Origin of the sequence: Alicyclobacillus pomorum DSM 14955 (genome assembly GCF_000472905.1) — a bacterium.
GTDB classification, from domain to species: Bacteria; Bacillota; Bacilli; order Alicyclobacillales; family Alicyclobacillaceae; genus Alicyclobacillus_A; species Alicyclobacillus_A pomorum.
In genome coordinates, this window is record NZ_AXAR01000001.1 from 461,993 (window position 1) to 474,303 (window position 12,311).

General features: G+C 47.3%; 13 protein-coding genes and 3 pseudogenes. 13 read left to right on the forward strand and 3 right to left on the reverse strand.

The features are described from left to right. Positions 1 to 81: 81 nt before the first annotated feature. Positions 82 to 198: pseudogene (locus tag YWK_RS22785) on the reverse strand (hypothetical protein); the annotation flags it as partial. A 386-nt stretch (positions 199 to 584) separates the two neighbouring features. Between YWK_RS22785 and YWK_RS0102155 the strand changes: the two are divergent. Continuing rightward, entirely contained in the window at positions 585 to 1,163 is a 579-nt protein-coding gene (locus YWK_RS0102155; protein ID WP_026963500.1) for a recombinase family protein, read from the forward strand. 115 nt (positions 1,164 to 1,278) lie between these two features. Here the strand turns inward: YWK_RS0102155 and YWK_RS0102160 are convergent, their stop codons facing one another. Next, positions 1,279 to 1,461 (reverse strand): hypothetical protein, encoded by a 183-nt coding sequence (locus YWK_RS0102160; protein WP_026963501.1) that lies wholly within the window; start codon positions 1,459 to 1,461, stop codon positions 1,279 to 1,281. A 660-nt stretch (positions 1,462 to 2,121) separates the two neighbouring features. On the opposite strand from YWK_RS0102160, the gene YWK_RS0102165 reads away from it, so the two are divergent. From YWK_RS0102165 to YWK_RS0102190, 6 genes are all read left to right on the forward strand, one after another. Next, complete coding sequence (locus YWK_RS0102165) at positions 2,122 to 2,595, forward strand: DinB family protein (RefSeq protein WP_026963502.1); 474 nt, start codon at positions 2,122 to 2,124, stop codon at positions 2,593 to 2,595. Positions 2,596 to 2,765: 170 nt separating this feature from the next. Continuing rightward, positions 2,766 to 3,563: an alpha/beta fold hydrolase gene (locus YWK_RS0102170; RefSeq protein ID WP_026963503.1), complete on the forward strand. Its 798-nt coding sequence runs from the start codon at positions 2,766 to 2,768 to the stop codon at positions 3,561 to 3,563. A gap of 320 nt (positions 3,564 to 3,883) precedes the next feature. Beyond that, the gene (locus YWK_RS0102175; RefSeq protein ID WP_245578481.1) at positions 3,884 to 4,807 is read left to right on the forward strand and encodes an NAD-dependent epimerase/dehydratase family protein; all 924 of its coding nucleotides are present in this window, start codon (positions 3,884 to 3,886) and stop codon (positions 4,805 to 4,807) included. Positions 4,808 to 4,952: 145 nt separating this feature from the next. Further along, positions 4,953 to 5,429 carry a GNAT family N-acetyltransferase gene (locus YWK_RS0102180; protein WP_026963505.1) on the forward strand — a complete coding sequence of 159 codons (477 nt, stop codon included), beginning with the start codon at positions 4,953 to 4,955 and terminating at the stop codon, positions 5,427 to 5,429. A 199-nt stretch (positions 5,430 to 5,628) separates the two neighbouring features. Continuing rightward, positions 5,629 to 6,021, forward strand: a complete 393-nt coding sequence (locus tag YWK_RS17880; protein WP_051374914.1) for a LysE family translocator — start codon at positions 5,629 to 5,631, stop codon at positions 6,019 to 6,021. A gap of 210 nt (positions 6,022 to 6,231) precedes the next feature. Further along, entirely contained in the window at positions 6,232 to 7,350 is a 1,119-nt protein-coding gene (locus YWK_RS0102190) for a Gfo/Idh/MocA family protein (protein WP_026963506.1), read from the forward strand. Between the two features lie 168 nt (positions 7,351 to 7,518). On the opposite strand, the gene YWK_RS0102195 is transcribed toward YWK_RS0102190, so the two are convergent. Then, positions 7,519 to 7,962 (reverse strand): GNAT family N-acetyltransferase, encoded by a 444-nt coding sequence (locus YWK_RS0102195; protein WP_169727120.1) that lies wholly within the window; start codon positions 7,960 to 7,962, stop codon positions 7,519 to 7,521. A gap of 272 nt (positions 7,963 to 8,234) precedes the next feature. Between YWK_RS0102195 and YWK_RS17885 the strand changes: the two genes are divergently transcribed. The 6 genes and pseudogenes from YWK_RS17885 to YWK_RS21310 all read left to right on the forward strand — a co-directional run. After that, the gene (locus YWK_RS17885; protein WP_245578476.1) at positions 8,235 to 8,897 is read left to right on the forward strand and encodes a metallophosphoesterase family protein; all 663 of its coding nucleotides are present in this window, start codon (positions 8,235 to 8,237) and stop codon (positions 8,895 to 8,897) included. 445 nt (positions 8,898 to 9,342) lie between these two features. Beyond that, positions 9,343 to 9,672, forward strand: coding sequence for a PadR family transcriptional regulator (locus YWK_RS0102205; RefSeq protein ID WP_026963508.1), 330 nt, complete (start codon positions 9,343 to 9,345; stop codon positions 9,670 to 9,672). A gap of 15 nt (positions 9,673 to 9,687) precedes the next feature. Then, positions 9,688 to 10,557, forward strand: coding sequence for a pentapeptide repeat-containing protein (locus YWK_RS0102210; RefSeq protein WP_026963509.1), 870 nt, complete (start codon positions 9,688 to 9,690; stop codon positions 10,555 to 10,557). Between the two features lie 14 nt (positions 10,558 to 10,571). Next, a complete protein-coding gene (locus YWK_RS0102215; RefSeq protein ID WP_051374917.1) occupies positions 10,572 to 11,816 on the forward strand; it encodes a serine hydrolase domain-containing protein in 1,245 nt (414 codons plus the stop codon). After that, positions 11,817 to 11,990 (forward strand): annotated as a pseudogene (locus tag YWK_RS21305) (ABC transporter permease); the annotation flags it as partial. Further along, positions 11,986 to 12,311, forward strand: a pseudogene (locus YWK_RS21310) (transposase); the annotation flags it as partial. The pseudogenes YWK_RS21305 and YWK_RS21310, both read left to right, overlap by 5 nt.

The following is a 12,311-nucleotide window of genomic DNA, read 5'->3' on the forward strand; positions in this document are numbered from 1 at the left end:
CATACCCAGAGGAATATACGCAGAGTACTCAGGGAGATACACACAGATGTACATATAAAACGAAATGTCGTACAATGCCGCTTACGTGGCAATGTACGGAATGATGGACCGGAGTATGATACACAATGGGATTTTGTTGCATTCGTTTTTCTGTATCGGTTCTCCGGTTCGAGGGTTCCGACCCTTGCGGGCGCTTCTCTCCGTTGCCTTTTAATGTTCAGATTCCGGGCATCAGCCTGCTTTTCGAGCAGGAGGAGTGTTATAGCCGCTTTTTTGGGCTATAACTGTTTCCCCTTTTCGCCACTGGTAGGCGATGCAGTTGGTTATCGAGCACCTCTAACTAAATTTGTCCTGCACGGTGCTCACAGTGTTATTTAACGGTTCTCCTTTTCTGCATCAAAATCCTCCTTTTTAGTCCCATAAACGAACGTTTTCGGTACTTTCATTAGGGCATTACAAAATGGCCAAAATGTCATTATAAATTGGCACCAAAAACCGTTCCAAAATCAAGGTGTCGATAATTCTTTACTTGAACATTTTTGGTACCATGGAGACATGATGTAGAACGGAAGGAACGACGCTCGATGATATTTGGATATGCTCGTGTCTCCACACAAGACCAAAACTTAGATCTACAGATTGATGCCCTGAAGCAATACGGTGTTGATCAAATATTTCAGGAGAAGATGACCGGAACAAAACGCGAACGACCGCAGTTAGATGAAATGCTCAAGTACCTACGAAAAGGCGATACGGTTGTAGTGTGGAAACTAGATCGTATCGGACGCAGTACGAAGCACCTTATTGATTTGATCAATGAGTTCGGTGAGAAGGGTATCAACTTTGTATCACTCAAAGACGGCATTGATACGTCGACGGCAACAGGGAAACTTGTGTTCACCATTTTCGCCGGATTGGCCGAGTTTGAGCGTGACATGATTAGCGAACGCACCAAGGCAGGACTAGAGAGTGCAAGAGCGCGGGGACGGAAAGGAGGCAGGCCAGCCAAAGATGAGGATAAGGTGAAATTGGCACTCAAGATGTATGACACCAAGCAATACAGCATCACCGAGATAACCAAAGCTACAGGAATAAGCAAGACCACGTTGTACAGATATATCAAGGAACGCAGCAACGCGAATGGCGGTTCCGCCAAGGGATAAAAGGGCCTGTCTGTTTAGCGTTGGGTTGGAGAGCATGTTAGTACCATCAAGGGGAATTAAGATAATCAAATTAGAATGACGGTCCCGCCATTCGTGCTCAATAGCTCAAATTTGCCTAGATTGTTTGTTTAAAAACAATCTCAGGGTATAGCGTTGTGTCTGGTTGTTTTGCTGTCGGTTCTCCTACCTTAGGATTAATGATTAAATCTTTAATAACCATGTCCGGCCTTTCTGCTCGATCTTCACACAACTCCAGTAAAATACGTTGCATGTCATCAAAATCGATAAGCGACGACACCTTTCATCCTCCTCTCCAAAATAATCTTAATATTCAAATATAAATTCTGTTGAAGCTTGTCAATGTGTGAAAATTGCACATATGTGAAAACGTAAACATGGTTTAATGGGCGCAGCTGCGCCCGTTACGCGTACGGTGAAACACAAAGGGGACTGCCTACTACCGGACAGTCCCTTAACTGTACCTATCCCCGATGCAGAAGATAACACCCTACGCTCAACACGTCCATTACGTACAGAACTACCTTCTCAATACATTCCGGTCCATCATTCCTTACATTCCCGACCAACTCCGGAACCCGATACGGTGTTTTCCGCGGTTCTAATTTGCAGAAAAACGCGGCGGTCGTTTATACATTGACATTGCATATTCATACGCTATCCATGTGCTACACTTATTGAACTAAGGGGCAGAAGTGTGCAATAGCACAGTTTAACGAGCGGGTTCAAAGACCCAGGGGCAGGGACGTTCTACCCGGCTACCGGAAATGAAAACCTCTATAATTAAAGAGGTCAACCAGTAATAACTGGCTGACCTCATAATACGAACGTGCAGGTTAGCGACATAAGAGGATATGGCACGTCAGTGCCGAACTTGTCTGCTAATAGACCTAAATGGTCAGAGTATTTCGTAATAACGAAACGGGAGAGTGGGCCTACAATGAAGACTTTGTTTCATTACAACTGGCAGGTCCGTGATGACTGGTTCTCTTGGTGTGAAGATGTTCCTGAAGATGAATTGCTTAAAACACGAATTGGCGGTGTTGGAGGAATCTTAAAAACACTGTTTCACATCGTCGATGTTGAATACAGTTGGATCCGCGTTTTGCAGGGGAAGACGGAATTTGAAGAGCCCTTCGAGGCGTACAGCAGTCTGGGAAAAGTGCGAGATTTATCAAAACAGCTTCACGCAGAGGTGGAACCTTTTGTTGCGTCATGGACACCTGAGATGGAGCGTAAAGAACTTACGCTTCAACGTCCAAACGGTGAATGGATAACATACAGGCATGGAGAAATCATGCGTCATGTCATCGCTCACGAAATACATCACATTGGTCAGTTGTCTGTGTGGGCGAGAGAAATTGGGCGGGAGCCGATCACGGCGAATCTAATCCGTAGAGGACTGTTCGACTAAAGCAAATGTTATGTCGCTAACGGCGCGAGTGTTCCACAAAGCCTAGGTAGCGCCGGTTTGTGTATGCAACAATTTTGTATGAATAATGTGGGTTCAAGGCTGGATCTTATGGAGCTTATGGGCAGGAGAGTGCAAGAACGACACTACTGTTATCCAGGGAGGTGAGCGACTTGTGCAATGTAACAAAACATGGTAATTCCCCCTATCAAGTGGCGGTTATTCATGGCGGTCCTGGAGCCTGTGGGGAATTGGCACCTGTTGCTGCAGAACTGGCTAAATTTTGTGGTGTCTTGGAACCGTTGCAAACGGCGACTTCTATTCAGGAACAAGTGCAAGAGTTAAAAAAGGTGCTGGATGATAACGCAAAATTCCCTGTAACATTAATTGGTCATTCATGGGGGGCATGGCTTTCCTTTATCTTCGCAGCTCGTTACCCGTTATTGGTCAGTAAATTGATACTGGTCAGTAGTAGTCCGTTTGAAGACCGCTATGCCGATGAAATCATGGGGACTCGGTGGAAGAGATTTGATGCTAATGATAGAACGACATTTGATAATTTGATGCAACACGTATCTGGCGACCTCCATCAAAGTGATGTGGAGGAATCATTGCTTCGTATGGGCAAATTGGTGCTAAAAACAGATTCGTATGATTTGATTTCCGATCCACCCCCCATTTCTCCTAATGTCGATGTTTTTAAACTTGTATCACAGGAAGCATCAGAGTTAAGACGTAGTGGACAACTGCTTCAATTAGGTGAGACCATCTTGTGTCCAGTTGTAGCGATACATGGAGATTACGACCCCCATCCGTACAAAGGCGTACAGGAACCATTGAGTCGTGTTCTTAAGGATTTTCGTATGTTTTTACTCAGGGACTGCGGGCACGACCCATGGTTAGAGCGTGCAGCACGCGAGAACTTTTTCGATATTCTAAAAAACGAGCTAACGTCGCTCACCTGTTCCTAAATGCTTAGTGAATAAACGGGGGCAAGTACGACACAAGCCTTATTCAGGTAACGGGCAGTTATATTCAATAAGGGTTCCAGCCTAGGCGAGACCCCGTTAATTAAAGTTTATGAATTGGCAACGCAGAACGATTACCGGATGGCCAACAAGCCGGCCCGGTGCCTTCACGCGTGATCGCAACAGACTGAATATCGATAAAGGTTTGTGACGTGTATTCCCTAAAGTGGTGGTGGTTCCTGAAGGGTTTTAATGCAAGAAGATATCACTGATCTGTGTGTACCTGGAAATCTATACGAAAGTGAAGGTGAGCACGTTTGAAGGTGTTCGTCACTGGAGCAACAGGTGTACTCGGACGTCCGGTAGTACAACTCCTCGCCGGAAATGGACATGAGGTATTAGGGGTGGCTCGTTCAATTGCTAACATAGAAACTCTACGTAGGATGAGAGCCCAACCCACAGAAGTTAATCTTTTTGATGTCAATTCTTTAAAAACCGCCTTGAACGGTTGTGATGCCATCCTCCATTTAGCAACAAAAATCCCCGCCAGTTCTAAGGTTCGTAATCCGGCGAGTTGGGTTGAGAACGATCATCTACGTCGCGACGTCACCAGGAATTTAGTCAATGCAGCGATTAAAGCAGGAGTTGGCTCCATTGTGTACCCGAGCGTAACTTACGTGTATGCGAGTTCCGGTGACCGTTGGATTGATACAGATTCGGCGTTGGAACCAGCCAGTTTCGTTCAGTCTACACTTGCAGCGGAGGCAGAAATTCAACAATTTGCAAACCTTGGTTGTCGGGGTATCAGTCTTCGGATGGGACAATTCTATGGACCTGAATCTTCTCAAACACTTGAAGTGTTCCGAATGGCAAAATGGGGTTATGCCGCTGTGATAGGACCTAACGATGCATATCAATCTTCCATTTGGATAGATGATGCCGCACGTGCTGTAGTGTGTGCTTTAGAACAGGCACCTACCGGAATTTACAACATTGTAGATGAAGAACCAGTACGTCGCGACGAGTTCCTGAGCATTTTGTCCCGCGCTGTTGGGAGACAAAAGGTAAGACGTATTCCGTCTTTGGTAGCCAAAATGGTGGTAGGAGATGAATTGAAAGGTGTACTTTCAAGAAGCCACCGGATAACGAACCGTGCGTTTAAGGACGCGACCGGTTGGATGCCACAAGTTAGGAATGCGAAGGACGGATGGGAAGCACTTTCGGTCGTCCTAAGCAAACGTGGGTAGGGTCCCTCCACCATGAGATAGTGCTGGTAACCACTAAATCTTCTTGCAGTATCATGCCTCGCTTGTTATACGATTCTTGTTAAGATACGGCGGCATAAACGTAACAAGCCTGAACAGAACATCAAAAGAAAGGACGTGTTTTTGGTTGATTCCGAGTAATAAGTTTAATTTTATTAAGGTTTCTATTGAAGACATTGATAAGATAGTTAGTTTGCGGTTAGAACTTTTAAAAGAATTAGGTGAGTTAAAATCTCTTCAAGAGGAACATCTTATAGAGACTTCAACAAGAGAGTATTTACAAAAAGCACTTTCAAACAATGAATTTATATCCTATATGGCGGAATCTAAAGGGGAAGCCGTAAGTATCAGTGGAATGGTTTTATTTAAAAGACCACCATATTTGGAAAATCTCAGAGGGATTGAAGCCTACATTCTTAATATGTACACTGTCCCTGATTATCGTGGAAAAGGTTTGGCAAGACGATTGCTTGAAAGTTGTATAGATGAATGCAAGAAAATTGGCGTTAAACGGATTTGGTTGCACGCATCTGAAGATGGAAAACATCTATACAAAAAAATGGGTTTTACTACTAAGGATAATGAGATGGAGTTGTTTCTTTGATACGTTTTATTGTTTTTCAACTAACGGGGGCGTATCTGCAATAACGACAAGCCAATTCGACGTTTATTTATGCGTCGATTTTGTATGCCTTTGCATTTCTGAAGCCCTGTCCTTATTCGGCTAAGGGGCAGGTTTGATCAGGTGATAAATTATAAAAGATATTTTGGAACAGCATTGCTAGAGAAAAGAGAAATGTGACATGTCTTATCTACCAAGCCTCATGGCACTTGCAGGCATCTGGATTTTAGCAGTCATCAGCCCAGGTCCAGACTTTGTCGCGACCGTCCACTACGCTACAACACGCTCTCGGCGCGAAGGTATATTTGTCGCACTTGGTATTACAAGTGCTATCTCAATCTGGATCATCGGAAGCCTTGTTGGGTTGGGATTTCTGATGGCTCGCATGAGCTGGCTGATCGAGGTTCTTAGGACGGTAGGTGCAGTATATCTTGTCTACCTTGGCGTTAAGACGATTCTTCACGCCTACCGCCCAATTTCGCAGACATCGCTGGATACCTCTCCAACACACGGTTTTGCCGTCTGGCGCGTATGCGGACCCGCATGTACGGTGGTGAGAAAGGTCGGAGGCTAGGCGCCCCCTCCTACTCTACTGATTATTCGGCTCGTTGTTGAACTAGTCATAATGAACGACACCGGCCCCAATTCGTACATCGTGGATTACATTGAATCTTGAGAAACCAGTGCAGGGCCACATACGAAGGAGCCGATACTATGAAGACTATCACAAAGTTCGTTGGCTTGGATGTGTCCAAGGAGAAACTCAAGGGAGGCTATACAATAAATGGATAAGACAATAAATGTCGGTGTAATCGGGGGATCGGCTAACAACCAATGGGCCAGTTCTACTCACATTCCTGCATTGCAACGGCTTCCGAAATTTAAAATTACAGCAATCGGTACAACCCGGATGGAGAGTGCTGAGAAAAGTGCCTCCCAATTTGAGGTTCCTCATGCATTTTCGGATTCAAACGAACTAGCCCGACACCCGGATGTGGATATGGTTATTGTGAGTGTAAAAGTTCCCGGTCATTACAATGCTGTCATGGCAGTCCTCAATGCCGGGAAACATGTATATTGTGAATGGCCTTTGGGGTTAAACACTTCTCAAGCTGTCGAGATGAACAAGTTAGCTGCAGCCAAAAAGGTTCACCATGCGGTTGGCTTGCAGGCTCGGCAATCTCCTGAAGTTAACTATGTGAAAAACTTGGTGGATGAGGGATATATAGGAAAAGTGCTATCGTGTCATATGAAAGTCTTTACAACGGCAAAAGGTGGTACAACGAATGAAACCTCTAAATATTTATTGGACAATTCCAATGGTGCAAACTTATTGACCATTAATGCTGGACATGCCATTGATGCACTGTGTTATGCTCTTGGCGATTTTAAAGAGTTATCGGCCACGATTGCCAATCAAATCAAACAAGCGAAAGTGCAGGAAACCGGTGAAATCATAGAGAAGACGACCGCAGATCAAATCTTAATTAATGGAATATTAAAAAGCGGCGCAACAGCCTCTATACATGTACAGGGGGGCGTATTCAATCGAACGGGAGTCTCGTTTGAAATCTACGGGACAGAGGGCGTTCTTGTACTGTCCAATGAAAGTACTCATGCTCAACTTCAATGGGGGGATTTGAAGGTTGAAGGTATGCATCTAGCCAATGCAAACAAATCGGCTTCACTTGTTGAATTAAACATCCCGGATCATTATCGCTGGGTACCTGATACGATCTCTAACGGACCTGTTTTCAATGTAGCGCAAGCTCTTGAGAAATTTGCAAGGGACATTATAGAGGGAACCCATTGTGTTCCTAATTTTGAGGATGCAGTTAATCTACATAAACTACTTGATCGCATACAAAAAGCAGCTGATACCGGTGAACGTCAGGTGCTTTAAAGGCACTATCAACATTCCAACCGGATGGTAACCGACGTTCTTGGATACAGCTGAGAATGACACCAGAGCGGTCTCCTGTCCTTCTCACATTCGGGGGCTTATGCGACAGAGGCATGGGACCCCTTCTTGCGTTAACGGGCAGGTTACTCCAATAACGGCTACGCCGAATTACAAAGTTTTTGACATATATACACGTCTATAACCATCTTCTATTCGGCGACCCACCTCAATAAATCCAAACTTGGGATAGTACATAAGGTTTTCAGTCATCAGTTCGTTAGTGTATAGACGGACTTCCTGTAAACATGCCTCTTTAGCAAACTTAATAGCAAATTCAATTAATCTGCGTCCAATTCCCTGTCCTTGGAAACTGGGGTGGACTGCCACATTTTCAATCAACAAGTAGTTTCCTTTCGGAATCAACACAATAAGACCTTTTAATTCTCCCTTGTCTGTAACTGTATAGACAAGATTTTTCGAAATGAGGTCGGTATAGTCTGTAAGCATAGGAGCAGGATTTTTCCCAATTCTCTCAATGTACATGCTATAAGCCGCATCCACGCACTCAGCAATAGCCTGTCGCTGGTGCAATTCAGCGATTCGAATGTCCACAATATCCCCCTCCATGACTTACTATCAATTTTACCAGTATGTTTGACTTAGGTAATCCCCAAAACTTATTGAACTATAGGGGGCATAAATTCAACAATGCCCCGTGTTGATTTCTGAATAAACATACAGTTAACAGTTCCCATCCTTACTGCATTTAGGGGCAGAAGAGCGCAATAGCAAATCAATGAATTTTCAGAGTAGATATGATTGGGTGTACACTTGGTTTACCAGAAGAGAAGAGACGGTAAAACAGACGGAGAGGAGGTAAAACAATGGTTAAACGAGTGGCCGCAATTTATGACATCCACGGGAATGCCTCAGCATTGGATGCGGTATTATCAGAAATTGAGAATTGCCATGTTGACGCGATTGTAGTTGGTGGCGACCTCGCTTGGGGTCCGCAACCCGCATTGGTTATGGAACGGATTTTGTCGCTTAGTGGCAATGTGTATTCCATTAGAGGTAACGCTGACCGAGAGGTAGCAGGGAGATATGGAGCGGAACAGGGACTGGATGATTGGATTGCAGAGATAAATCAATGGTGTTCAGATCAACTAACAGAGCCACAGAAGGAATTTTTGCAGAACTTACCAGAGAGCGTCACGCTTAACATAGACGGTTTAGGTCAAGTCTTATTTGTTCATGGTTCTCCGAGAAGCGATGAAGAAGCTATTCGCAAAGATACACCAGATAGTGAAATTGCACCGATGATTGATTCAGTGAGTCAAGACATCATTGTTTGCGGGCATACACATATTCAATTTGACCGTACTGTACTCGGTAAACGCATCATCAATGCGGGTAGCGTCGGACTTCAAAGTGCGGCTCGTGGAGCGTGTTGGCTTTTGCTGGGTCCAGATATAGATTTACGTGAAACACAATACGATTATCGGCACGCTGCTGACCAAATTCGTCTCTGGTGTACCCATGGCTAATGACTTCGCAGATCATGTTTTGAATCCACCGACGGAAGGTCCGTAGTTAATACGGGTTATTACGGTATAAATTCTGAAGGAACTTTTGAATGAATATGCAACGGCAATTACGTGTTCCTTGCTGAACTATGGGGCAGGAGTGCGCAATAAATCTCTATGAGGATCCGAGGATATTGGGATTAATTGAATATGGCGTATTATTCATGCACAGCTGATTCGCCCGCATTGCCGTAGCGATATGGAACCCACTAAAAACAAATGTTTACCATATGGTGGATACATCCCCAAAAACCCATTGCCTGCTGATTTCCGTCAGCATACAAATGGGCTTTTTTTTGTTTGCTATACAATAATCCTGTTCATAAATAGTCATTGTACTAAGATTAATAAAGTACCTTGACTGTCACAGTAGTGTGATTTATAATGCTGATGTCGAGGTGACGATATGAGTCAGAACAAAATTACATCCGACCTGCTGCGAGGACATACCGATACGATGATTTTGCGGCTCTTGTCCGAAGGTGATCGCTACGGCTACGAAATTGTCAAGCTGATTGCCGAGCGCTCAGGGGGTGAATATGAGTTGAAGGAAGCTACGATGTACTCCAGCGTTCGGCGGCTTGAGGCAAACGGTGACATCGAGTGGTATTGGGGCGATGAATCTCAAGGTGGACGGCGTAAGTATTATCGGATTACCGAAAAGGGTAAGGCTACTTACGCCAGCAACAAAAGAAATTGGGAGTACGCAAAGCGCGTACTCGACACCTTATTGTAAAGGAGATTTGATGTTATGAATGAGAAATTGACGAATTATTTGAACGACGTATTTGCGCCATACGATGGGCTAAAAAGCGTTACCGAACTAAAGTCTGACCTTCTCTCCGATTTGCAGGAGCGGTTCCGCGAACTCAAAGCCGAAGGCAAGGACGATGAAACGGCTTTTGAAATGACTATTGACAGCATCGGCGACATTGAGCAAACGGTACAAGAGGTCGCCAACCTCTCCCGATCGCTGGAGCGGCAAGTGCTGATAAACCTCAGTGCGAGCAATCTGCAAGAGAGTGACTTCGCGGGCGTTATTTTACACAAAGGAAAATTCAAAGCGAGCGCGTTGCGCGGAGCCGACTTTGCTGGCGCCGACTTGACCGGTACCTCGTTTGCAAGCAGTAATGCGCGTGAAGCCAATTTTGACGGCGCAAATCTGACAGACTGCAACTTCTCCGTCACTGACCTTGCGGATGCAAGCTTCCGCAAATCCATCCTTGTACGCACCACCCTGAGTACGTCGGACCTGAAAGGCGCGAAATTCATTGATATAAGACTGACCGATGTCAAGCTGACCAAGACCGACCTTAGAGAAGCAACTTTTGAGAACTGTATCTTTAACGGCGTTGATTTCAAATATTCCGATCTGCGAGGGATTTGTTTTGACGGGCAGACCTTCATCGGTGTCAAGTTTGACAAGTCTGCACTGAACGACGTTTCGTTTAGGGGAGCGACACTCAAGAACGTGTCATTCCGTCTACCTTTTTCCGTGACAAACAAATCTTACCTTGCCTTCAAAACCGTCTGCTTTGACGGCGCGACGATGGATAAGCTGACCTATGCTGCGCTTAAAGGACTATGGGTCGTCGATTTGTCAAACGTTACGGTCATATAAGGGAGTGAAACCAAATGAAAAAGATTACAACGGGACAAAGCAACAGCGGCTTCTCCAAAACAGGGCTGCGCAGAATGCGCGACGTGCTGGCACGGCATGTCGAGTCCGGGAAGATTCCTGGGCTTGTAGCCCTGGTCAGCCGGTACGGTGAGACGCACGTCGAAGCGATCGGTACGATGTGCCATGACGGTGGTGCGCCGATGCGCCGGGACACGATCTTCCGGATGGCGTCCACTTCCAAGCCGGTCGCGGTAGCGCCGGTGATGATCCTGCTCGACGAGTGCAGGCTGCGGCTGGACGACCCGGTAGAGCCGTGGCTGCCCGAACTCGCCGACCGGCGGGTGCTGAAACGGGCCGACGGCCCGCTGGACGACACCGTGCCGGCGCGGCGGCCGATCACCGTACGGGACCTGTTGACCTCCACGTTCGGGCTCGGTATGGATATGACGTCGCTGGGCACTCCGATCATGGGCGCGATCTTCGAGCAGGGGCTCACGCCCGATCTACCGGAGCCGATGCCCGAGCCGGATGAGTGGATGCGCCGCCTTGGCACGCTTCCGCTGATGCACCAGCCAGGAGAGCGCTGGCAGTACCACATCAGCAACGATCTACTCGGCGTGCTCGTCGCCAGGGTCACGGGCCAGTCGTTTGAGACGTTCCTGCGCGAACGCATCTTCGACCCCCTGGGCATGAAGGACACCGGTTTCCACGTGCCCGCCGACAAGATCGACCGGTTGCCGCCCCTCTACGCCCCCAACCCGCAGACCGGAGAGTTCATCGTGTGGGACGAGGCCAAGGGGGGACGCCACAGCCAGCCTCCGGCGTTCCAGAGCGGCGGAGGCGGACTTTCCTCCACCGTCGACGATTACCACGCCTACTTCCGGATGCTGCTGAATCACGGGATGCACGGGATCGAACGGATCCTGTCCCGGCCCGCCGTCCAGCTGATGACCACCAACCGCCTCACGCCCGAGCAACAAGCCGCCCGAAACGCCATGGCCAGCAACAACGTCCATGTGTCATTCGGCCAAGGGCAGCACGGCGGCTGGGGATTCGGGATGGCGGTGCGCACCTACCGTGGTGACTACGCGTCCATTGGCCAGTTCGGCTGGGACGGCGGAAGCGGCACCTCGACCTACGCCGACCCGGACAACCAGCTCACCGGAATCCTGCTCACCCAGGTCGGGATGTCAACCCCGGATTCAGCGCGGCTTATCCACGACTTCTGGACCACGGTCTATCAGGCAATCGAAGACTGACGTTCGACCATTCTGTGGGGGCAGGTTCTGACCTCGCTGGTATCCAACGCTATTTCGGTTGTCGTTATCATTCTCGTCGCGTTAATTATGGGCTTTCGCTCATCGGCAGGGCTGCTGTCATGGCTTGCTGTTGCTGGTATACTCGCGCTATTTACGCTGGCCTTAACCTGCGTTCGTCATAGCGATTGGTGTGAAGGCCACCGGCGAGCGTGAGGTGTTGGGCTTTGACATTGGCACCAGCGAGGACGGTTCTTTCTGGCTGACATTCTTACGGAGCCTAGTGGCAAGAGGATTAAAGGGCGTGAAATTGGCGATTAGCGATGCTCATGAAGGACTGCGGGCGGCGATTGAAACGACGCTGGTCGGGGCTACATGGCAGCGTTGCAGGGTACATGCGATGCGCAATGTATTGAGCCAGGTACCGAAGTCCTCGCAAGCCATGGTGTCCTCGATTGTTCGCACGATTTTTGCCCAACCAACACAGGAGGCGGCGAA